Annotated in this window: 20 protein-coding genes and 1 pseudogene; 12 read left to right on the forward strand and 9 right to left on the reverse strand. The window is 37.4% G+C overall.

The annotated features are described in order from the left end of the window. Entirely contained in the window at positions 1-912 is a 912-nt protein-coding gene (locus M0D58_RS15615; protein ID WP_248391394.1) for an ABC transporter ATP-binding protein, read from the reverse strand. Positions 913-1,015: 103 nt separating this feature from the next. Further along, on the reverse strand, positions 1,016-1,366 hold the full coding sequence (locus M0D58_RS15620; protein WP_248391396.1) for a T9SS type A sorting domain-containing protein: 351 nt from the start codon (positions 1,364-1,366) through the stop codon (positions 1,016-1,018). A 120-nt stretch (positions 1,367-1,486) separates the two neighbouring features. On the opposite strand from M0D58_RS15620, the gene hemB reads away from it, so the two are divergent. The 4 genes and pseudogenes from hemB to M0D58_RS15640 all read left to right on the forward strand — a co-directional run bounded on the left by hemB (position 1,487) and on the right by M0D58_RS15640 (position 6,607). Then, the gene (gene hemB / locus M0D58_RS15625) at positions 1,487-2,476 is read left to right on the forward strand and encodes a porphobilinogen synthase (protein ID WP_248391398.1); all 990 of its coding nucleotides are present in this window, start codon (positions 1,487-1,489) and stop codon (positions 2,474-2,476) included. 98 nt (positions 2,477-2,574) lie between these two features. Continuing rightward, positions 2,575-3,300, forward strand: a pseudogene (lptB, locus tag M0D58_RS15630) (LPS export ABC transporter ATP-binding protein); the annotation flags it as partial. Between the two features lie 500 nt (positions 3,301-3,800). Further along, positions 3,801-5,528, forward strand: coding sequence for an ABC transporter ATP-binding protein (locus tag M0D58_RS15635; RefSeq protein WP_248394990.1), 1,728 nt, complete (start codon positions 3,801-3,803; stop codon positions 5,526-5,528). A gap of 107 nt (positions 5,529-5,635) precedes the next feature. Then, positions 5,636-6,607 carry a helix-turn-helix transcriptional regulator gene (locus tag M0D58_RS15640; protein ID WP_248391402.1) on the forward strand — a complete coding sequence of 324 codons (972 nt, stop codon included), beginning with the start codon at positions 5,636-5,638 and terminating at the stop codon, positions 6,605-6,607. A 110-nt stretch (positions 6,608-6,717) separates the two neighbouring features. Here M0D58_RS15640 and M0D58_RS15645 read toward each other — a convergent pair whose 3' ends face one another. Next, on the reverse strand, positions 6,718-7,209 hold the full coding sequence (locus tag M0D58_RS15645) for a DinB family protein (protein ID WP_248391404.1): 492 nt from the start codon (positions 7,207-7,209) through the stop codon (positions 6,718-6,720). Positions 7,210-7,778: 569 nt separating this feature from the next. On the opposite strand from M0D58_RS15645, the gene M0D58_RS15650 reads away from it, so the two are divergent. The 4 genes from M0D58_RS15650 to M0D58_RS15665 all read left to right on the forward strand — a co-directional run bounded on the left by M0D58_RS15650 (position 7,779) and on the right by M0D58_RS15665 (position 11,516). Next, positions 7,779-8,348 carry a cob(I)yrinic acid a,c-diamide adenosyltransferase gene (locus M0D58_RS15650; RefSeq protein WP_248391413.1) on the forward strand — a complete coding sequence of 190 codons (570 nt, stop codon included), beginning with the start codon at positions 7,779-7,781 and terminating at the stop codon, positions 8,346-8,348. Next, the gene (locus M0D58_RS15655) at positions 8,338-8,967 is read left to right on the forward strand and encodes a thiamine diphosphokinase (RefSeq protein WP_248391415.1); all 630 of its coding nucleotides are present in this window, start codon (positions 8,338-8,340) and stop codon (positions 8,965-8,967) included. Before M0D58_RS15650 ends, M0D58_RS15655 begins: the two co-directional genes overlap by 11 nt. Positions 8,968-9,135: 168 nt before the next feature. Beyond that, positions 9,136-10,011 carry a tyrosine-protein phosphatase gene (locus tag M0D58_RS15660; RefSeq protein WP_248391417.1) on the forward strand — a complete coding sequence of 292 codons (876 nt, stop codon included), beginning with the start codon at positions 9,136-9,138 and terminating at the stop codon, positions 10,009-10,011. A gap of 110 nt (positions 10,012-10,121) precedes the next feature. Further along, complete coding sequence (locus tag M0D58_RS15665) at positions 10,122-11,516, forward strand: type III PLP-dependent enzyme domain-containing protein (protein ID WP_248391419.1); 1,395 nt, start codon at positions 10,122-10,124, stop codon at positions 11,514-11,516. 142 nt (positions 11,517-11,658) lie between these two features. Here M0D58_RS15665 and M0D58_RS15670 read toward each other — a convergent pair whose 3' ends face one another. Then, a complete protein-coding gene (locus M0D58_RS15670; protein ID WP_248391421.1) occupies positions 11,659-12,318 on the reverse strand; it encodes an HAD family hydrolase in 660 nt (219 codons plus the stop codon). Between the two features lie 244 nt (positions 12,319-12,562). On the opposite strand from M0D58_RS15670, the gene speB reads away from it, so the two are divergent. The 3 genes from speB to M0D58_RS15685 all read left to right on the forward strand — a co-directional run bounded on the left by speB (position 12,563) and on the right by M0D58_RS15685 (position 15,225). After that, the gene (gene speB / locus M0D58_RS15675; protein ID WP_248391423.1) at positions 12,563-13,420 is read left to right on the forward strand and encodes an agmatinase; all 858 of its coding nucleotides are present in this window, start codon (positions 12,563-12,565) and stop codon (positions 13,418-13,420) included. Positions 13,421-13,487: 67 nt separating this feature from the next. Then, the gene (locus M0D58_RS15680; RefSeq protein ID WP_248391425.1) at positions 13,488-14,336 is read left to right on the forward strand and encodes a bifunctional helix-turn-helix domain-containing protein/methylated-DNA--[protein]-cysteine S-methyltransferase; all 849 of its coding nucleotides are present in this window, start codon (positions 13,488-13,490) and stop codon (positions 14,334-14,336) included. Between the two features lie 277 nt (positions 14,337-14,613). Further along, on the forward strand, positions 14,614-15,225 hold the full coding sequence (locus tag M0D58_RS15685) for an alpha-ketoglutarate-dependent dioxygenase AlkB family protein (RefSeq protein WP_248391427.1): 612 nt from the start codon (positions 14,614-14,616) through the stop codon (positions 15,223-15,225). Positions 15,226-15,484: 259 nt separating this feature from the next. Here the strand turns inward: M0D58_RS15685 and M0D58_RS15690 are convergent, their stop codons facing one another. The 5 genes from M0D58_RS15690 to M0D58_RS15710 all read right to left on the reverse strand — a co-directional run bounded on the left by M0D58_RS15690 (position 15,485) and on the right by M0D58_RS15710 (position 21,667). Further along, a complete protein-coding gene (locus M0D58_RS15690; RefSeq protein WP_248391429.1) occupies positions 15,485-17,344 on the reverse strand; it encodes a CocE/NonD family hydrolase in 1,860 nt (619 codons plus the stop codon). Positions 17,345-17,384: 40 nt separating this feature from the next. Next, positions 17,385-17,675 (reverse strand): hypothetical protein, encoded by a 291-nt coding sequence (locus M0D58_RS15695; RefSeq protein ID WP_248391431.1) that lies wholly within the window; start codon positions 17,673-17,675, stop codon positions 17,385-17,387. A 126-nt stretch (positions 17,676-17,801) separates the two neighbouring features. Beyond that, positions 17,802-20,573 carry a TonB-dependent receptor gene (locus tag M0D58_RS15700; RefSeq protein ID WP_248391433.1) on the reverse strand — a complete coding sequence of 924 codons (2,772 nt, stop codon included), beginning with the start codon at positions 20,571-20,573 and terminating at the stop codon, positions 17,802-17,804. Positions 20,574-20,745: 172 nt separating this feature from the next. After that, on the reverse strand, positions 20,746-21,165 hold the full coding sequence (locus tag M0D58_RS15705; protein ID WP_248391435.1) for an SH3 domain-containing protein: 420 nt from the start codon (positions 21,163-21,165) through the stop codon (positions 20,746-20,748). A 4-nt stretch (positions 21,166-21,169) separates the two neighbouring features. Next, a complete protein-coding gene (locus M0D58_RS15710; protein ID WP_248391437.1) occupies positions 21,170-21,667 on the reverse strand; it encodes a BON domain-containing protein in 498 nt (165 codons plus the stop codon). A gap of 235 nt (positions 21,668-21,902) precedes the next feature. Between M0D58_RS15710 and M0D58_RS15715 the strand changes: the two genes are divergently transcribed. Then, the gene (locus M0D58_RS15715) at positions 21,903-23,153 is read left to right on the forward strand and encodes a dicarboxylate/amino acid:cation symporter (RefSeq protein WP_248391439.1); all 1,251 of its coding nucleotides are present in this window, start codon (positions 21,903-21,905) and stop codon (positions 23,151-23,153) included. Positions 23,154-23,601: the final 448 nt, after the last annotated feature.

Raw genomic sequence — 23,601 nt, forward strand, 5'->3', positions numbered from 1 at the left:
TTAAATATTGCTGCTTACTGCATTAATAAAAACTTCATTCATACTCGGGATCTTCTCTTCAAACGAACGCACTTTTCCTATATGTACCAGTTCAAGGAGAATATCATTTTGATTCGTTTCGTTTTTAAGATCAAAGGAAATAAGATTGTTTTCATTTACAATATTGAAAAGATCATATTTTCTTTTAAAATTATCAAACTGAATATCCTGTACTTCCGAAAGTGTAATTCCAAAAATATTTTTTTTGAATTTTTCCCTCACATCAAATACTCTTCCGTCAATAATTTTTTTAGAGTTATTAATAAGCGCAACATAATCACACATTTCTTCCACGCTTTCCATACGGTGTGTTGAAAGAATTATTGTGGTGCCATTGTTTTTAAGATCAATAATCTGGTCCTTAATGAGATTGGCATTCACTGGATCAAAACCGGAGAAAGGTTCGTCCAGAATCAATAAATTAGGTCTGTGAAGAACAGTAACTACAAACTGTATCTTTTGTGCCATACCTTTGGAAAGCTCAGACAGTTTCTTTTTCCACCACTGATCGATATGCAGCTTATCAAACCATTTCTTAGCTTCGTTCAAAGCGTCATTTTTAGTCATGCCCTTAAGTTCCCCAAAGTAAAGAAGCTGATCTCCTACGGTCATGTTTTTATAAAGCCCTCTTTCTTCAGGCATGTAGCCGATATCTTTAATATGATCCGGATTGAGTTTTTGTCCATTGATCATAATGTCTCCGGAATCTGCCTGGGTAATCTGGTTGATAATGCGGATAAATGAAGTTTTTCCGGCTCCGTTCGGTCCTAAAAGACCATACACGCTTCCTTTCGGAACATGGATGCTGAAATCGTCCAATGCTACTTTTTTGCCCGCATTGTAAGTCTTTCTGATATGTTCAGCTTTTAGCATTAAATTGTTTTTACTGATTAGTATGAAAAAGTTCCGAAAGTTACGGAATTATTGAAAACAGATTAATCTAAAAGAAAAAATCCTGATGATTATCAGGATTTAATTATTGTTTTACGATTTGTGTAACCTTCATGGTGTTGTCGCTCAATATGTAGCGGATCAAATATTTTCCGGGTTTTAATTTTTCAATATTAATTTCCCCCGAATTCATATTTACAGCATAATTGGCAACCTGAGTTCCCAAAATGGAATAGAAGGTCACACTTTTAATTTTAAGATTAGAGTCCTTCGCCTTTATAATCAGAAAGTCCTTAGCAGGATTCGGATAGGCTACAAGGACACCATCATCAGCTTTCTGAGAAAATGCTGAAGGCTCCTTTATCTGAGCTTTTGCATTATTGGAAAATCCAACAAAAGCGCCTAAAAAGATAAATAAAAGTAAAAGTTTTTTCATCAAATTACAATTTCTATAAATATATTAAAACAAAAGTAAACAATTCTACAATCTCCTGCAATACTTTTTTGTTTAAGTTGTAGTAAATTTGCATTAAATTTCATTCAAAAAGTATTCCAAATGATACATTCAAGAAATAGAAGACTGAGAGTAAATGAATCTGTCAGAAGTCTGGTAAGAGAATGCTCCCTTACTACAAGTGATTTCGTAATGCCAATCTTCGTAATGGAGGGCGAGAATAAAGAAGAACCAATTGCGTCAATGCCGGGGATTTTCAGGCGAAGCATTGATCTGACAGTGAAAGAATGTAAGGAATTATTTTCTTTGGGAGTAAAAGCAGTCAATCTGTATATGAAAGTTTCGGATGATCTTAAGGATAATACCGGAAAAGAAGCATGGAACAAGAACGGATTAATGCAGAACACGATCAGAGCGATAAAAGATGCTGTTCCCGAAATGGTAGTGATGCCCGATGTAGCACTTGATCCCTACTCAATTTACGGACACGACGGGATCATTGAAAATGGTAAAATTGTGAATGATGCAACCAATGATGCTTTGGCAAGAATGTCTGTCTCTCATGCAGAAGCCGGAGCAGATATTGTGGCACCGAGCGATATGATGGACGGAAGAGTTCAGGTGATCCGCGAAGCGTTGGAAGAGAGCGGATTTACCGATGTGGGGATTTTAAGTTATGCGGCAAAATATGCGAGCTCATTTTACGGACCTTTCAGAAGTGCTTTAGACAGTGCGCCGAAAGATAATATGGAAATTCCGAAAGATAAAAAAACATACCAGATGGATTTTCATAATTCACGTGAAGCATTGAACGAAGTTTTCAAGGATATTGAAGAAGGCGCAGATATTATCATGATTAAACCGGGACTTCCATACTTGGATATCGTCTCTAAAGTTCGTGAAGCTATTGATCTTCCGATAGCGGTATATAATGTAAGTGGTGAATATGCAATGGTAAAAGCTGCCGCACAGAACGGCTGGCTGGACAATGATAAAACCATTGTAGAAAGTCTTACCTGCTTTAAAAGAGCGGGAGCAGATATGATCTTTACCTATTTTGCGAAAGAAGCGGCAATGATTTTAAACAGATAATTCCATCAGTGATAATTACTGAAAACACCTCAGTTGAGGTGTTTTTAAATTTTTGTGATTGTGTAAAGTAAAACGTTTACATTTTATATATTTGCTTTATGATTTTACGAGGAGAAAACTTAATCAAAGAATACGGTCCGAAAAAAGTTGTAAAAGGCGTATCTGTACAGGTTCAGCAGGGAGAGATTGTTGGATTGCTCGGTCCGAACGGAGCCGGAAAAACCACATCTTTTTACATGATTGTAGGATTGGTTAAGCCTACTTCGGGAAAAATTTTTCTAGACAAACAGGAAATCACAACGGACGCGATGTATCGCAGGGCCCAAAAAGGTATCGGATACCTTGCACAGGAAGCTTCTGTTTTCCGAAAACTCTCTGTGGAAGAAAATATTATGGGGGTTTTGCAGCTGACAAAACTTTCAAAACGTGAACAACAGATCAAATGTGACGAGCTGATTGAAGAATTTTCTTTACAGCATGTCCGCAAAAACAGGGGAGATCTTCTGTCCGGAGGGGAGAGGCGTAGAACGGAAATTGCGCGGTGTCTTGCCACGGATCCGAGTTTTATCCTTCTGGACGAACCTTTTGCCGGAGTAGACCCAATTGCTGTTGAAGACATCCAAAAAATCGTAAGAAGCCTCGTAGATAAAAATATCGGAATCCTTATTACCGACCATAATGTACAGCAGACGCTGGCTATTACGAATAAGACTTACATTATGTTTGAAGGACGGATCCTGAAAGAAGGTCTTCCGGAAGATCTTGCCAATGATCCGCAGGTACGGGAAGCGTATTTGGGAGAAAACTTCGTTTATCAGAGTATTTTGGATAAGCCCAAAAAGAAAAGTTATGCCTATAATATCTGGGCCGGAAACTTCGATTCTAAGGCACAGCTGCAGGAATTTGTGAATCAGAATTTCGCACAATTTGATGATCTGAGGTTAATGTACGGTTTTGAAGATATCAGTTTCGCATCATTAGGAAATTCAGAGATTCAGCATATTTTCAATGATGTAGTGGATAAAACGGCCAATAATGCTTTTGTATTTCAGAAAAAAGAAATCAATTCCCAATACTTACTGGAACAGGCGGAGGCCGAATCTAAAGCTGCGAGCAGATCAGAATTACATTATCTCACAACTTACGTGTTCGAAAATTAATTAAAGCAATTATTTGCTGAAAAATAGAATAAAACGTACCTTTTTCTTTGTAAAACGGTACGTTTTCAATTAAAAGAATTTGTATGGCAAAACCATTCAACAGAACGGTAACCTTATTCGGGATTTACAAACAGCTGGTTCCCTTTATCAGGCCATACCGTCTGATGATTTACGGGACCTTGTTTCTTACATTTTTGGGAGCGCTTGCTGCCCAGGTAAATCCTTTGGTACTGAAATACACCGTAGATGAAGTCACAAAGCTTACCCGTCTTCCGCATCCGATGTCGGAAGGAATTCATGTGCTGGTGGTAATCTCGGTAATTTTATTAGGGAAAGAACTTGTGAATATTTTTATCAATTTCGGACAGAAATTTTACGGTGAAAAAATAAGGATTAATGTAAGCTCGGTGTTGGCTCAATCAGCCATCGACAAGATTCTTACCTATCGTGTTGCTTACTTTAATGATGAAAATCACGAATCGGGAAAGCTGCAGATCAGGATAGACAGGGGAATTGAAAGTTTAACCAGGCTGGTTCAAAACTTTTTCATTGATATGCTGCCTCTTTTTTCAAATGCAATTATCGCTCTAATTATCATGTACTTGCAGAATATGTACGTCGGAGTAGTTTCTACGATTATTGTTCCCATTTATTTTTATATCAGTTCTTTACAGGCAAAAAAACTGAGTGGTGTAAGGAGAACATTGAGAAACCAGCGTGAGCAGAAAACTTCAGGATTATTAAATCTGATTAATTCCATCATGGTTATTAAAAGTTTTGTAAGAGAAAAATTTGAAGGCAAAAAGCAATATGATCTTCAGATGCAGCTTATGGAAAGCCAGATGTTTACCCGCAAAACGAATTTTATTTATGACGGATTAAAAACTTTTATCGAACAGTTTGGTGTGGTCCTGATTATCCTTTTAACTGTTTACTTAGTGCTGGATCAGCAGATGACCATCGGAGCGATCATGCTGCATATTATGCTTTTTAATAATGTTTCGGCACCCATTCGCCAGCTTCACAGGATTTATGACGATATGAACGATGCCATGATTTATGCCGAAGGGTATTTCGATATATTAAATGCTAACAATGAAAAAGAACCCAATGGAAATTTCGTTGAAAAAGACATCAAAGGAAATTTTGAACTGAAAAATATCAATTTTACTTACCCAAACGGAACCCAGGCTTTATATGATGTTTCCATGAAAATCGAAAACGGAAAAACAACGGCATTGGTGGGTCTCAGTGGAGCCGGAAAATCTACCATTATCAACCTTTTATGTAAATTTTATCTTCCCGATTCAGGAGAAATTCTTTTAGACGCGGTTGATTTAAATAATTTTGACAATACTTTTCTTAGAAATGATCTTGGCTTGGTACTGCAGAAAAACCATATTTTCCAGGGAAGCATTGAAGACAATATCCGGTATGGCAATATGGATGCAACATTCCGGGAAATTGAAGAGGCTGCCAAAAAAGCATATCTCCATGAGCAGATTCTTGATTTACCCAACGGTTATAATCACGATGCCACCCAGCTTTCCGGAGGACAGCAGCAGAGAATTGCCATTGCCAGACTATTCTTAAAAGATCCGCCGATTATTTTCCTTGATGAACCCACAGCAAGTCTTGATGCCATTGCAACAGAACAAATTAAAAATTCTCTGGATGCTATAAAAGAAGGCAGAACGGTAATTATCATTTCGCATTCTTTATCACAGATTTTAGATTCGGATAAAATATATGTCATGAAAAGAGGAAGGGTAGTGGAAAGCGGAACCCACGATGAATTGGTACAGATTAACGGAACTTACCGCGAAATTTTCGATGCTTCCGCAAGAAGTTTAAATCTGGATAAACTGGTTAATAGTTTTAAAGATAATTAGATGTTTAATAATTAAAAAGTAAAAAGTGAAAAGTGAAAAGTGAAAAGTGAAAAGTATTTTTGTTAACTTCCAACTTCCAACTTCTCATCCCTCACCCCTAATTACTCATGAATGATCATTATCTCAAAAAACTTGACCGGGTAACCGCAATTCTTACCCAATTACAGTCGAAACCGGTTGTAAGAGCGCACGATTTGGCGGCGAAATTCGATGTAAGTGTAAGAACGATTTACCGGGATATCAAAACATTGGAAAATGCCGGCATTCCCATTATCGGAGAAGCCGGAAGCGGCTATTCTTTAATGGATGGTTATAAACTTCCGCCCGTGATGTTTACCAAAGAAGAAGTGCTGAGTTTCATCACGGCTGAAAAGCTGATGCAGAAATTTTCCCATCAGAGTCTGGGAAATCACTACAGAACAGCCATGGAAAAAGTGCGCTCTGTTTTGAAATATTCAGATAAAAACCTCATTCAGAATATTGAAAAGCAGATTGATATCTTTAATTATTATCCTGAAACAGAAGATCATATTAAAGATATTCTTCCGATAGTTTTGGAAAGTATTGCTGAAAAACGACAGCTTACCATGGAATATAAAACGATTGACGGTAGCGTTTCGATGAGGACTATTGAAGCGGTAGGCGTTTTCTTTGAGTTTAACTATTGGTACATTATGGCTTTCTGTACGTTGAGGAACGATTTCAGACAATTCAGGGTCGACAGGATTTTACAGATCTTTAAAACCCAGAATCCTTTTCTTCAGGAATATGGTCAGATCAATGACTACAGGCAAAATGGAAACGGAAATAAGACCATCGTAAAACTTCTGGTTGAAAAAAAGATCATCAACCATCTTTCCAACTCCAAAAAATATTACGGACTCATCGATGAAAAAGAAACTGATCTGGGGATGGAACTTACCTTTGAAACCGAATGGATTACAGACGGATTTCCACGCTGGCTCATCACTTTTGCAGATTATGCGACCATCCTGGAACCGGAAATTCTCAAAACCAGACTGGCCGAGCTCATTGAAAATATTTCCGTAAAACACCAAAAAACCTCAGCCAATAGTTGATGCTGAGGTTATTGCAAAATTTAATAATAGAATTGTAAGATTTTAAACAAATGATGTTCTATGTGTATTGTTAATCAATACGCGTAATCTGTAGAGAGGCATCAGAAAGCTTAAAATCTCTCCCAAAAAAAAGGCGGTTCCATTCCAAGTGCTCGCAGATAAACGTAGCCTTGTCCGCGGTGATGGATTTCATTGTCTACGAAATACAGAATATTCTGATAAACAGGAAATTCGTATTGTCCGAATAAATTGAATGTTTCCTGAAAACGTTCTTCTGAGATTTGCGCGAAATAACGGTTGATCACTTCTGTTTCCTCATCCCATTTCTTCAGCAACTCTGCTTTTGTTGTAGGATTAAAGCCTTCTTCATTGTAGCCGTCCATGTTTTTCTCTACAATTCCTTTTAAAGCAGGACCGCCGATACTGATGAGTTCAACCACAAGTTTTGCGAAAGGTCTCATTCCGCCAACGGAAAATTCAAAAAGCTCTTTTTCCGGGAAGGCCTCAATTACTCTTCTTGTAAGATTTCTGTGTCCCTGCCAATGTTCAAGAAGTTGTTCGGAGGTCATGAATTGTTTGGTGTTAATTGCTGTAGTTGTCATAATTTAATTTGTTTGTTATTGTTGATACAAAGATAAAACCGGTTGATGACAACAGTTTGTCAGTAGGAATTTCAGTATTGAAAATTTTTTAATTGTCTAAAATATTCTGCAGGTTTTTTGCGTTACAATTATGTATTATGCAATGTTAGGTAAATAATAATTTGAGAAGTGATCGGTCGCAGGGCCGGTCATTTATTTTAATTCGGAAAAGTGGAACTTCTAAGAACAATTTGATACTTCTACAAGCCGTTGATTATTTTATTTGAAGCTTTTCCTGCTCTCCGCACTCGCTTTTTTATTTTCGGGCTGCGGCGGCAGCCCGAAAATAAAAAAGAGCTCAGACAATTGCTGTGATCAGGGCTAGGGTATTTGTCGATGATACAAATACTGGTGAAAATCTTGAATAGAAACCGTTGATTGACTTTATAACATAACAACTGGTGGCTGACTTAATACTTAACAGACTGATGGCCGACTTAATATCTAACAGCCCGGGGACTGAGGCTCTCGAAGTCACCGATTCTTAATCAGAACTTGTAAACCTTGCCGGAAAAAAGTAATTTAGTACAATGAAAATTTACACGAAAACAGGAGACAAAGGTCAGACAGCATTGTACGGCGGAACAAGAGTTTCAAAAGCCAGTGCAAGAGTCGACAGTTACGGAAATATAGATGAGCTGAATTCATTCATCGGAATTGCCAAAAGCCACATCGGGGACGAAGAAGTTTTAAAACAACTGAAGAAAATTCAGTTTGATTTATTTACTGTTGGTTCAGAGGCGGCAACTCCGGTTGACAAACTGATGTTAGCCAACGGAAAATCCCGTCTGCCATTAATTATTTCCGATACCGAAATCGAAGAGCTGGAAAATTGGATGGATGCTTTCGATGAAAAACTTGAACCGCTCCAGTTTTTCATCCTTCCCGGTGGCGGAAAAGCAGCGACATTTTTACATGCAGCAAGAACAATTTGCCGAAGAGCAGAGCGTTCTCTGGTTTTCCTGAATGAATCAGAAGAAGTAAGACCCGAGCTGATAAAGTATCTGAACAGGCTTTCAGATTATCTGTTCGTTCTCGCGAGATATATTTCAAAAATCCACAACGAACCGGAAGAATACTGGAATCCGAATGAAAGATAAAGCCTTACTTTTCATTAATGGCGACGTCCCGAAATCATTTCCCGATCCTGATGAATACAATCTCATTGCCTGTACAGACGGAGCCTTTCATTATCTGAAAAACCTTAATTTTCCTTTGGAAAAACTGGATTTTATTTCCGGGGATTTTGATTCACATTCGGGTTCAGATGAAAATATTTACCAGGACAAATTCATTTATACTCCGGATCAGGATAAAACCGATTTTCAGAAAGCGCTGGAAATCATAGCGGAAAAAGACATTGCCAGTGTTGATGTTTTCGGAGGAAGCGGAGGAGAGCAGGATCATTTTTTAGGAAATCTTACGGTAGCTTTTGGTTTTAAAGATCAGCTAAACATAAGGTTTTATGATGAATTTTCTGAATATTATTTTATTCCGAAAAAATTTACTGTAAAAAATCTAAAAGGTAAAATGGTTTCATTATATCCCTTTCCTTCCGTTGAAAATATTACAACCAAAGGGTTGAACTGGCCTCTAACTAATGGAAATTTAAGTATTACATCCAATATAGGAACCCGGAATTTTGCCGTTCAAGATGAAGTTTCTGTTGAATATGAAAAGGGAGATTTATTAATTTTCATTGGTAAAAATTACCTGTAATTAATAATTTTAAACTTTAAGCATAAATTACGTGTAATCAGCGTAATCTGTGGGAAATTAAAATTTGTTCAGAACTAACAGTTATTAATCAATTAAATAAATTCTAATCTGTGTAAATCCGTGAAACTAGCGGATTTAAAAAAGCAATTAGCTTCACAGAATCAAAAAATGAAAAATTTAATCAAAATACTTTTTCTCATTGTTTCAATATATTGCGTAAGCTCATGCAAAACGCAAAACTTCTCTGCTCCTGAGTACGGAAGAAATATAAGTGAAAAAAATATCAAAATTAAAGAGGTTCATAATTTCAGATCTGTCAGTAACATCAGAAATATTGAGGGAAGAATCCTGAAAAGTGGAAAATTTTACCGAAGCGGAAATCTTCATCAACTGAAAAGAAAATCCTTTAAAGAATTGGAAAATCTTGGAATAAAAGAAACGATCGACCTAAGAAATTCCAGAGAAATTGCACAGAAACCGGATCATCTTCCGGGGCAGATGGTTTACAAAAATTATTCTGCTTTTGAGGATGAAGGCGATCAGTTGGACAAGGCTAGAAAATTAGTGCTGAAAGGAAAAGTAAAAGGTGAAGATGCCGACAGAAGAATGCTTGATTTTTACAGAGAATATATCACAGAAAATCCTGAAATAATCAGGGAAATCATCACTGAAATTTTAGATTCTGATCAGCCTGTTCTGTACCACTGTACTGCCGGAAAAGACCGTACAGGAATCATTACAGCACTTATTTTAACCATACTGAAATTCGACAAACAAACTATTTATAACGATTATCTGCTATCAAATAATTATAGAAAAAACTTAGTTAATCAAAGACTTAAACTTGCCATAAATCTACATTTTCTGTACCCTAAGATGGATATTAGTGTACTTGAAAAACTCAGTTGGGTAGAAAAGGCTTATCTTGATGCTGCATTTAATGAAATCAATAAAAAATATGGTTCTGAAGATGCTTATATTCAACAGGTTTTAAAAATAAATGAAAATAAACGGGAAGAATATATTAGGAAGTTCACGGATTAATAATTAGCGCGGATTTCAAGATCGAAAACGATAAAAATTTATAATAACTTTAACGCTAAAAAACCAAACTTTTTTAGCAATTTTGCATTTCTTAATTCACTTGTTTAGAAATGAAAATAAAATACTCGGAACTAATTGATCAGACATTGTATTTTCCAACAGAAGAATTCAATGTATCTGAGAACAATTTGTTGTTTCACGACATTCCGTTGATGGATGTTGTTGAAAAATTTGGCACCCCGCTAAAAATTAGCTACCTGCCGAGAATTTCTCAAAATATCCAGAAGGCGAAAAGCTGGTTTAAGGAAGCTTTTGAGAAAACCGAATATAAAAAAAATTATACTTATTGCTACTGTACAAAATCAAGTCATTTCAAATTTGTACTGGAAGAAGCACTCAAAAATGATATTTCCATAGAAACTTCTTCCGCTTACGATATGGATATCGTAAAATCTCTTTACGAGAACGGAAAAGTGGATAAAAATATTGAAGTAATCTGCAACGGTTTCAAAACAGATGATTATCTGGCAAAGATTTCGGATATGATCAATAGCGGTTTTGAAAATATTACCCCGATTCTTGATAATTACCGCGAACTGGATAAACTTACGGAAAGCATTGATACTACTTTCGACATCGGAATCAGAATTGCTTCTGAGGAAGAACCGAAGTTTGAATTTTATACCTCAAGGTTGGGAATAGGATACAAGGATATTATTCCTTATTACAGCCAGAAAATTGCAGAACACCCGAATGCAAGGCTTAAAATGCTTCACTTCTTCATTAATACCGGAATCAAGGACACCGCTTATTACTGGAATGAACTCTACAAATGTCTTCGTGTATATGCACGTCTGAAAAAAATCGCACCGGAAGTTGATTCCTTAAATATTGGTGGCGGATTTCCCATCAAAACTTCCCTGAACTTTGATTATGACTATCAGTACATGGTAGAGGAAATTGTTTCCCAGATCAAAAAATTCTGTGAAGAAGAAGGGGTTGAAGAGCCTAATATTTACACAGAGTTCGGAAGCTTTACCGTAGGGGAAAGTGGCGCGAATATTTATAAGATAATTTCTCAGAAACGTCAAAACGATAGAGAAAAGTGGAATATGATCGACTCATCGTTTATGACCACACTTCCTGATACATGGGCCATTTCAAGACACTTCATCATGCTTCCGCTTAACAGATGGGAAGATACGTATGAAAGAGTTTTCTTAGGTGGCTTAACTTGTGATTCGGATGACTATTATAATTCTGAGCAGCATACCAATGCTATTTATCTGCCGGTTTTCAGTGATACAAAACCTTTATATATCGGATTTTTCCATACCGGTGCCTATCAGGAAACCATCAGTGGTTTTGGAGGAATTCACCACTGTCTGATGCCGCAGCCAAGACACGTCCTGATTCAGAAAGATGAAAACGGGGAGCTGCAATACGAGATTTTCCGTGAAAAACAGGAGCCGGAAGATGTATTGAAAATCCTTGGGTATAAATAACTGTAAATTGTCATTGCAAGAAGCGAAGCGACGAAGCAATCTCAAAATTACATAGATTCTTCATTCCACTACGTTTCATTCAGAATGACAACAATGAAATATAATAAAAAGCTCTCAGAACCAGACTGAGAGCTTTTTGCGTTTAAAAATATTGTGAGATTTTATCAATCTGAAGATCTTCGTAATCTGAAACTACCGTATCTGCCAATGTATAATCCTGGTTTTTAGAATGCGGACTTCTATATGCCGCACAGAAAATTTTTGCCCGGTGTGCCGCTAAAATACCATTGGTAGAATCTTCAATTACCATGCAGTTTTCAACGGGTTGTCCTGCCATTTCCGCAGCCAGCAGAAAAACCTCGGGATGAGGCTTTGATTCTTTCAAATCGGCACCGCTTATTTTTCCGCTGAAATATTTTTCAAGCTCAAATTTCTCAAAAACCATATCAATAGTGTTCATCGTTGCAGACGATGCAAGAATCAGGGTGATGCCGTTTTCATAATAATGCTCAATCAGTTCTTTCACTCCGGAAATCAGGTCGAATTCCTCATCATTATAAAAATAATCCTTAAAATACTCCCTTTTAATTTTTGCTATTTCTTCAAAGGTTTGTTTTAGATTAAAATTTTTAATCAACGTATCACACACTCTTTTGGTGGAAGCTCCCGTAAATGAAGCATACAATTCCTCGGAAACATCAATTCCCAGTTCTTTAAATGTTTTAAAATAGGCTTTTCTGTGCAAGGGTTCTGTATCCACAATAACGCCATCCATATCGAACAGCACAGCTTTTAACGACATACAATTTTGTTTTTGCAAAGGTAAGGATTTTGGTGGGAAGCGGGAAGTTGGAGGATGGAAGTTTAAAATTGGAGGGCGTAATTTTATTAAGTTAATTATTTGAATTTAAAAATGATTTAGATCTAAAATTTCAACATTAATTATTCTTCATTATGTAAGACTTCCAGCACCTATCGTCCACCATCCCTCCACTTCTCCAAACTTCTTTGTATCTTTGCCGAAATCATTTAATTTCAGATAAAACATGAAAACATACGCAGGAATTCCTGAAGAAAATGCATCACTGGAAAACTCGAAAGTAGTGTTGGTAACGGTCCCTTACGATGGAACATCTACATGGGGAAAAGGAGCCGACAAAGGACCGGAATTGTTCCTGAACGCTTCAGAAAATATGGAACTTTACGATATTGAAACACAGACTGAACCTTATCTTGAAGGCGTGTATTTAGCGGGCGAAGTTTCTGAAAACGCTACTCCTGAAGCCATGACGGAAGCGGTTTATCAAAAAACAAAAGAACTTTTAAGTCATGACGATAAATTGTTTACCCTTTTTGGCGGGGAACATTCCGTTTCTATCGGTTCGATTCGTGCAGTAGGAGAGAAGTTTGAGAATTTAACGGTTCTTCAGCTGGACGCTCACACCGACTTACGTCCGGAATTCCACGGTTCTACTTCCAATCACGCATGTGCAGTTTTTGAAGCCAGCCAGAAACATAACCTGGTACAGGTGGGAATCCGTTCTATGGATATCGAGGAAGCACAATATCTGCCGGAAGGAAGAGTGTTTTTTGCTCACGAAATTGCCAACAACGAAAATTGGGTAAATGATGTATTGGAAAAAGTTTCAGGGAATGTATATATCACCATCGATCTTGATGCTTTTGATCCTTCCATCGCACCTTCAACAGGAACACCGGAACCGGGAGGCTTACAATGGTATCCGACTTTGGAATTGTTGAGAAAAGTATTTGAAAAATGTAATGTGGTGGCATTTGATATTGTAGAATTAATGGATTCTCCGATGGCGAAACCAAGTGCATTCCTTGCTGCAAAGCTTTACTACAAAATGCTTGCGTATTATCACCTTTATAAAAACAACTAAAATTCCGCAGGAATCGGATTTTTTCTACCGGATCTTCTTCGGAAATTTGTGAGGTAAAATTAATGATATGTCCACACAAAATCAGTTAGATTACGAAAGAATTGCCAAAGCGATAGAATATATCCGCAGCAATTTTAAGCTTCAGCCAAGTTTGGAGGAAGTGGCGGAGAAAATACACCTGAGTCCTGCACATTTTCAGAAAATGTTTTCGGATTGGGCAGGGACAAGTCCGAAAAAATTTTTACAGTTCATCAGCCTGGAACACGCCAAATCTTTATTGAAAGAAGAAAAGGCAAGTTTATTTGATACGGCTTTTGAAACAGGTTTCTCCAGTACGAGCCGGCTGCATGATCTCTTTGTGAAAATCGAAGGAATGTCTCCTGCAGAATATAAAAATGGCGGAAAGAATCTGAACATCAATTACAGTTTTTCAGACAGCCCTTTTGGAAAATTAATTGCAGCTTCCACAGAAAAAGGAATCTGCTATATGGCTTTTGAAAATGATATCTATAAAGCATTGGGAGATTTACAGTCAAGATTTCCCAATGCTTCTTTTATTGAAAGGCCGGACGAGCTTCAGGCCAATGCCCTGTCCATATTCAATAAAGACTGGACTAAGCTAAATACCGTAAAATTACATTTAAAAGGCACGGATTTTCAGCTGAAAGTTTGGGAAAGCCTTCTTACCATTCCGATGGGGAAACTCTCTACTTATGGAAGCTTAGCCGGGAAAATAGGGCACCCGAATGCTTCAAGAGCGGTAGGAACGGCAATAGGCAGTAATCCTGTTGCGTTTTTGATCCCTTGTCACCGCGTGATCCAATCTTCCGGAAAAATCGGGGGTTATATGTGGGGACCTGACCGAAAGCAGCTAATGATTGGCTGGGAAAGCTCGCAGGTTTATTCGGATTTTTAAGCATAAAGGGAACAAATTTTCACGAATAGATACAATTGATTTATTTAAATTTTATAAAGCCAATAATTTCATCAATAGGAACGGGCTTTAGTCCATTTTAAAGATATAAAATCAGAATCGGCTTTAGCCAAACTTCAACACATCTTCATCTTCACCATTGCATAGGAATTAAGGTTTATGTATTAAATGTTAATTTTAATAATATCTTGACTGGATTCTTACAGAATGAAAAGATGAGATAATAAACATAAACCCTAAACACAAAACTCAGATTGTCATGCTCAATTTATTCGAAGATATATCAGATTATCCTTTAAACCTTCTTCCTGATGATGGAATCGCTCATTATTACGGAAAAATATTTTCCGGAGAAAAATCTGATTTTTATTATGATTATTTATTGAAAGAAATTCCGTGGGAAAATGACGAAGCCCTGATTTTCGGAAAATTGATCTTAACCAAAAGAAAAGTGGCGTGGTTTGGAGAGAAACCATTTGAGTACACTTATTCGAAAAGAACAAAATATGCAAAGGCGTGGACGCCTGAACTGCTGGAATTAAAAAATAAATGTGAGCAGATTACAGGAGAAACCTATAATTCATGTCTTCTGAATTTATATCACGACGGCAGTGAAGGAATGGCTTACCACAGCGATGCCGAAAAGGATCTTAAAAAACATGGAGCCATTGCATCGCTGACATTCGGTGCAGAAAGAAAGTTCTTGTTTAAACATAAAACAACGAAAGAAAAAGTAGAAATATTCCTGGAAAACGGAAGTTTACTCGTGATGAAAGGAACAACACAGGATCACTGGCTACACAGGCTTCCGCCAACAACAAAAGTGAAAACCCCAAGAGTAAACCTGACTTTCAGAACGATTGAGGAGTAAAAATGGTGGCTTCGAGAACCTCAGCCACCATTTTTAGGTATAATTTAAAATATAACAATCTCGCTATCGGTGCTTAGGTCCTCGAAACCACAGTTCCATTTTTATTTCAACACCTTGACCTTGATCACAAATTAAGCTTAATAAATGACCTGTCGCGCATCTTTGCTCCTTAAAAAGTATCCAATTATAATAGATCTTTGCGTTTAGATAAGAAACAAAAAAAATAAAAAGCTGTTCAGACCGAACAGCTTTTAGAAATTTATTTCAAAACCTCAACTTCAATCGCACTGTCATCAAAAACTTTGATGAATGCTTTTGTGTAATCCTCTTTTGTCGCAAAATTTGGATTGTCTAAAAATTTTTGCGGGTTGACTGCAAAAAGCGGAAACCAGGTTGAAGAAATCTGAATCTGAATTTTATGCCCCTTTTTAAAAGTATGAACAACATCCTGAAGTCTGAAATTCACAGCCGTTTTCTGGTCCGGAACCAAAGCTTCTGCTTTTTCTCTCGAATTCCTGAATCTTGCAGGCATAATTTCGCTGCGTACCATCTGATGGTAATTTCCGTAAATCACGCCTTCTTTTTTTGCGGCAGGCTTGAAATCTTCAGGATAAATATCAATCAGCTTCACGGCAAAATCTGCGTCGGATGATGTAGAGGCGATATTTAATTTAGCCATGATCTCTCCTGCAAAAGTGACGTCTTCCGTCAGTACATCTGTTGTGAAAGTCAGAACATCCGGTCTGCCCTCTGCAAAACGCTGGTCTTCCGACATGTAATTTTTCGGAGTAAAACCATTAAAATCTTTAAGCTTATCAGAACTTAAAACAGGATTATTCGGATCACTGTAATATTCCGAGAAACCTTGTCCTGCTGTATTCTTCAATGTGCCGCCAGACAAATAGAAATTCACTTTCTGTGCTACTTTCGGAGGGTATGTTGCAAATTCTCTCCATTGTTTGGCGCCGGTATCGTACATCAGTGCTTCCGGTAAACCTGCATCCTGTTTTGCATTTCCTTTCAGATAATGACTGAAAAACTTTGTTTCCACGTTTTTCTGATAATATGTTGCAATGCTGTCCCCAAAATAGATGTCATTATGAAAATGTTTTCCCTGTTCATAAGCCCAGGCCCCGTGTGAAAACGGTCCCATTACAATTGTATTTTTAGCTTTCGGGCTTGTCTTTTCAATGGTTTTATAAATATTTAATGGCCCCGAAAGGTCTTCTGCGTCAAACCATCCGCCTACGGTCATTACCGCATGGTTTACATTTTTAAGATGAGGAAGAAGACTTCTTTTCTGCCAGAATTCATCGTAATTCGGATGATTCATAATTTCGGTCATAAAGAAATTATCCTTGTAGTATTTCTCGTACCCGTCTTTCAAAGTTCCCATATCTCTGTAAAATTTAAGGCCATCTTCAGAAGTAGGTTTAATCATGGTGTCGTTGTACCATGCTTTATTTTCCGGTTTTGTTTTCTGAACGCCGAAAACCGGGAAGGTCCTGAAATAGCCTAGCATTACTTTTCCGTTATGGAGAAAATCGTCATTCCAGAAATCTAAAATCGGAGCTTGCGGGGAAGAGGCAACCAAAGATGGATGCTGCGCCAGGACTCCTGCAGCAGTATAAAATCCGGGATAAGAAGTTCCGTACTGGCCCACTTTTCCATTGTTTCCTTTGATGTTTTTCAGAAGATATTCGATGGTATCGTAAGTGTCCGTACTTTCATCGACATCTATTTTGGTTTTCCGGTCAACCTGCGGGGTCATATTGGTAAATGTTCCTTCACTCATATATCTTCCACGTACATCCTGAAGTACAAAAATATATTTATCCTGCATCAGGTATTTGTTGGGACCAAGTCTTTCTCTGTATTCATTTTCACCGTATGGCGCAATACTGTAGCAGGTTCTCTGCATCAGGAAAGGATATTTGTTTTTATTGGAAATATCTTTCGGAATGTAGACCGCTGTATAAAGTTTCACCCCGTCACGCATCGGAATGTAAAATTCCTTTTTTGTAAAGTTATCTTTCACAAAATGATCTTCATCATCCGGATTCTGTGCGTTTCCAAAGACGAATAATAAAATAAACAAAATTGAAAAATGAATCTTCATATATAAAATTTGTGGCTAATTTAATGATAAATGATTTTATTTACTGTTGACTGGGACAAGATTCTGAAGAATTGGTATTAATAACCTTTGCTATAAGCAAAAACTTTGGTAGGTCTTTCATTTGTTTTGATAACCGTTCCAACCTGTCAGAAGTAATGTTCAGGAATTTTGTTGAAACGATCAATCGCTTCGAAGAAACGTTCAGGCATTCCGAATAGGCGATCAGCCGGTCCGGAGAAGCAACCAACTGGTCCGGAGAAGTAATCAATCGGTCCGAAGAGGCAATCAACCACTCCGCAGAGGCAATCAACCAGTCCGAAAAGGCGATCAAGTACAAATTGTTATATTTCAGTGTTTTATAGCTTGTTTTTAAATAGTGTTAATGATAGATATGCCAACTTACAAACCAAAAAAAGCATCCCCGAAAAGAGGATGCTGCTGTGTAAATAATTTTAATCTATTGGGTTTTTGTCTTTTTTCCTGCGAATTTATTAAGCTTCATTGTTAGCGAGAACATGACATAACGCTTTAGGATCAGATCGTCACGGTCTTCAAAATACGTGTTTGAAATCACTCTTCTTACACTCTGGTTTTGATTTAATACATCATAGACTTTTACTTTGGCGGTCAGCTGCTTATTAAAGAATGAATAGCCTACGCTGGTGTTCCAGAAATAAAAATCTCTTTTAAAGCCGGGTGCAATATTGGTGCTTGTATTATATTCCACATCATTTCCTAAGATCAGCCTGCTTTTAAAAATGTAGTTGGTAAGTTCCAGCTTAAGAGCTTGATTGGTGGTATTTACATCATCGATGCTGTAATTTTTATATTTTGAAAAATTATATCCTATCGTGTAAGAAGGTTTTACCGTTAGTTTTTCTTTGATTTCGTACGTTAAATTGATCCCGGGATTGATGTTGTATGACTGGCTTGTAAATTCCTGGCCGTTCACGAAACCTTTATTGAATGCATAATTGGTATTGAGTCTTGGGTTGATCGTCAGTTTATTTTCTTTCCATTTGAATGTTTTGCTGAAACCTCCTCCCAGGTTGAAATTTTTATTACCGCTGATATTGGCATAGGTGATCAGCTGCCTTCCGCTTTCATCGAATGAAGAGTAATTGATGATATCATTGTTCTTATAAGTAAATCCAATATTAAAGTAATAGCTGATAGTTTTTACCATATTAAAATTGTTGAAATAGAGATACGTGGAATTGCTCCATGTGTTTTTCAGATCCGGATTTCCCTGAAAGGCTACCAAAGGATTTGAAATATCCCGGTAAGGAGTAAGCTGTTCTGCAGTCGGGATGGTAAAGTCTGAATAATGATAAAGATTTAATCTTTTATTCTGGGAAAACTGATAGTTTAGTCCTACATTATAGCCTGGAAGAATGAAGTTTTTCTGCAGATCGTAATTCTGACCGGTAAAGCTTGAATTGACGTTCATGTTCGAAATATCTGCATTCAAAGCTCCCCAGGCACTTATTTTCTTTTTGTTGAGTTCAAATGATAATTCGGGAGTAAACTCATCGATCTTCTGATTCATCCTGTTTGATAAAATATCGTTGTAGCTGGAATAATCCTGTGTTGCCGCATTGAAATCATTTACATCACGCAGGTTTCTCATATTCGATGAATTATAGCGTATGCCCAGGCCAATATTCAACGAGTCCGAAAGAGGCTCTGAATATCCTAAATTGAAGCGATAATTGTTGTTGAGATTTTTCCTTACAGAATACTGGTTTCTGTTATCAAAAGATTGAGGCTGTGTATAGAAAATATTTTCAGATCTGTTCAGTACATTTTCCTTATTTTCTGAGATGCTGCTGCTCATACTCGCGTGCATTTCCCTGCCTTTTTTACGGAATTTCTTTGAGAAATAAATATTTGGGCTAAAGGAGTTGTTCTCAGAATCTGTTTTGGTGTAATTATCACTTGTGTTCAGCAGGTCGTTGTCTTTGAATGTACGGGAATTGGAAGCGCTGAAATTATGTATCTCATTTCTTGAGAATGAAGGAGAGAAATAAATGCTTGTGAGAGAATCCAGTCGAATTCTTGCTGAAAGATCGAAATTATACTGCTTCGATTCATTTTCACCATTGTTTTCGGAATCTGTTTTTAAAATATAATCTGGCAATAGGGTTGTTCTTGATACTTTGGATCTTGTTTCGAGATTATTATTGATGTGGATTAAGCTGAGGTTGTCCAGGTCGGTATCTTTTCCGAATTTATCACTGTAATTGAATCCAATAGTCGTTGACTTCTGAATACCTTTGGTGTTAGGTCCTGCTGAAGAATAATAGGTAACACCTCCGGAAGTGTATACGGAACCACCCTGCATCAGCCACGAATTTCTTCCGCGACCCATACTGTCGAAAACCTCATCGCTGGAAAAGCCCTGAGAATTGATGTTATTTGAAGCCGCCAGGATACTTATTTTGGTGTCGTTTTTAAAATAACTCAGCAGTCCGCTGCCTTCATATCTCTTGTCAGAGCCATAGCCCAACGTAAGTCGTGAAATGAGCCCTTTGTTTTTCTTTTCATCAATATTGAAATTAATGGTGGCGTTGTTTGACTTTGATGCCTTGCCGCTCAGTTCCTCTTCTTTGGTTTTTGTCGTGGTAAACTGGATGTTTTTGATAATATCCGCAGGAAGATTCTGCAGTGCTATTCTCCCGTTTTTGTCAAAGAAAGGCTTTCCGTTGATGGTAATCTGGTCAATCTCTTTACCATTGATCGTGATTTTTCCGTCGTTATCAATCTGAACGCCGGGAATTTGCTTAAGAAGTTCTTCAATTTTACTGTCAGGACGAACCTTTATGGATGAAGCATTAAATTCAATCGTATCCTTTTTAATCTTTACCGGCGATGCCGTAAGCCTAACTTCCTCAATATTGGTTATCGAGTTTTTCTCCATCTCGATATCTCCTAACGAAAAAGATTTTTCAATTTTTTCAAGACGCTTGGAAAAAGAAATCATTTTGTCGGCATCTATTTTCAGAATGCTGGGTTCATTCAGTTCGTCTGCTTTCAGGGAAAACTTTCCCTCGCGGTTGGTTGCAGTATAATTGATAATAGAAGAATCTTTTTCCTTGAGAAGATAAACCGTTGCATTTTCAATAGGTTTTTTTTCTAGGCCGAGTATTTTTCCGTCGATGTTAAATTTTTGAGCGTTAAGAATCAAAATATTGAATGTCAGGATAAGCAGAATTGCTAATTTCTTCATGTATCATAGATTATTAGAGCTGCAAAATTATAAAAAACATTATTTAATTCACAATTAATAGAGTTAAAGACAGTTAATTTTTCCCCTGGAATTGGGGGCTAACTGTTAATTTTCCATAAAAATAAAACATCCCTTTGACAAAGGATGTTTTTTAATTATATAGATAATGATACTAAGCTCTCAAATATCTTGAATAAGCATATCCCTCCTGTCCGTCAGAAGTTTTCACTTTCCACCAGTCATCCGAAGTCTGCTCTACAAGCGTGATGGAAGAACCTTTGCTTACTTTGCCGATAATAGCTGCATCCGTGGAAGGTTCCTGTCTGATATTGAGATTAGAATCATCCGTTGCTACAGTGAGTGGCGTTCCTGTAGTAAGTCCGGAAACCTGTACATCAATATTAATGTCTGAAGCGGAATAAGTGGAATCAATGGTTCCCAAAGCATTCCATACCGCATCTTTGGCAGCGGTGTTGGAGGCACTTCCCGAAACATACAGAATACCATCCTGTTCCTGAACTTTAAGATCAGAAATTCCTGCAGACTGTGCCGCAGAAACCACACTTGAATATTTGTCTTCTAAAGTACTCATGTCGTTATTTTTTAACTGTATAATTATAGTTTACCTTTCCTACTTTTAAAGCATCTACCGATTCTTTTACTTTTCTTGCATCTGAAGCAGAAATAGTTCCGGTTAAGGTTAGTTCTCCGTTTATGACCTCCACTTTTACTCCGGGAATATCTTTTACGGCATCTTGTACTTTTTGCTGTACGGCAGGATCCACAGCAGACTGCGTTTCTACAGGAGCAGGTGTTGCTGCGGCTGCAGGAGCTACCGTTGCCATATCATGTACGTCCTTAATTCCGTTGATGGCTTTAAGCTGTGTGATCATAGCGTCTTTTTCTTCCTGGGTTTCAAAGGTGCCGCTGAGATGTGCAACACCATCTTTTACTTCTACAGAAGCTCCAGGATTAGAGGTTACCACCGTAGTAGCCTGCGTCTGCAGGTCGGTATCAGAAACCTTTTTTTTGCATGAAACTGATCCCAAAGAGATAGCTACAGCTAAGGCAGCCATTGCGATAGTTTTTTTCATAGTTGTATATTTTGATGTATTTAATATGATCAAGATAACAATAAAATTTATACCAAAAGATCATATTTAGGATTTATTTTCATGAAATTAAAAAAGAAATGTAATTCAGATTGATAAAATTGTTCTTTAAATAAAGACATTCTGAACTCAATATCTGATAACGGCTGTATTATATCTGATGTGGGATTGGAAGCAATTCTAAAAATATTATATTTGCCAAACTTGAATTATCTATATGAAAGGACAGAATAAACTATTTATAGCCATCGTTGTTGCCTTGATTCTGGGTGTGGCCATCGGCGGATTTGTACACATCCGTTATCCTGAAAGCGCAGAACCGTTTTCTAAAAACATAAAACTCTTAGGAACTGTTTTCATTCGTCTGGTGCAGATGATTATCGCACCTTTGGTATTTACGACCCTGGTGGTGGGAATTGCCAAAATGAGTGATATTAAGATGATCGGAAGGGTAGGTACAAAAGCGATGTTATGGTTCATCTCTGCTTCCTTGGTATCTCTGTTTATTGGTCTTATGTTGGTAAACTGGCTGGAGCCGGGACACGTGACAACACTCCCTATTCAGGATGCGGCTTCCGCAGATGAACTTCTGAAAAGCAGCAAAGGATTTTCCATGGAAGATTTTGTAAAGCATATTATTCCTAAAAGTGTTTTTGAAGCTTTTGCTACCAATGAAGTGCTGCAGATTGTGGTATTTTCTATCATGTTTGGGATTGCACTGGCCAATTTGGGAGACGAATATGCACAACCTGTTGTAAAGCTGTTTGATATTATCGCCCATGGAATCCTGAAAATGGTAGGTTATATTATGTGGTTTGCTCCGCTGGGTGTCCTGGGAGCTATTGCAGCAGTAGTGGCAACCAATGGTTTTGAGATCTTTAAGGTTTATGCCATTTATCTCAGGGATTTTTTCTTTGCACTGGGCATTCTCTGGCTGGTTCTCTTACTTGTAGGATATTTAATCATCGGCAACCGGCTTTTTGAATTGCTGAGAAGAATTAAAGAACCTTTGCTTATTGCCTTTTCCACCACCAGTTCTGAAGCAGTTTTCCCGAAACTGGTAGAAGAGCTTGAGAGATTCGGCTGTAATAACAGGGTGGTATCATTTATTTTACCATTAGGCTATTCTTTTAATCTGGATGGGAGTATGATGTACATGACGTTTGCTTCCATTTTCATTGCCCAGATTTATGGAATTGAAATGAGTATTGGTCAGCAAATCACTATGCTTTTAGTATTGATGCTTACTTCAAAAGGAATTGCAGGTGTTCCGAGAGCTTCTCTGGTAATCATTGTGGCCACATGTTCCATGTTCGGAATTCCTCCTGAAGGAATCGCCCTGATCCTTCCGATTGACCATTTCTGTGATATGGGAAGAAGTATGACCAACGTTCTTGGAAATGCTTTGGCAACTTCAGCGGTTTCCAAATGGGAAGGACAGCTGGATAATCATGGTGGTGATCTTTAAAATATGTAGTAAATAAGAAAAATGGTCAATAGTGCATTCACTGTTGGCTATTTTTTTAGGAGCTATTTGACTCCGTCGAATTGTATTTGTGAATTTTTTTAAGGAGCAATTTAATTATATCGAAAAGCAGTATTTATTTTTTTATTTGAAGCTTTTTCCCGCTCTCACTACTCGCTTTTCCGAGTTCTTTTCGCGGCGGCTTTGCCGCCGCGAAAAGAACTCGGAAAGAGCTCAGACATGCCGTTCGATCGGGGCTAATTGGTCATGCCGGAACTTTTCTTCATGAAATTATTATAAAATCCTTAATTTTTATAAGTCATACAATCTGCGTTATACGTGTCATCCGCGGGAGAAAACATAAATATTGAGTTATTATACCTTTAATATTACGCTTTAAGCGAAGTCTTTTTAAAAAATACTCTTGTTGAGATCCTTTCAGGATGACAAA

The organism is Chryseobacterium nepalense, assembly GCF_023195755.1.
Lineage (GTDB): Bacteria > Bacteroidota > Bacteroidia > Flavobacteriales > Weeksellaceae > Chryseobacterium > Chryseobacterium nepalense.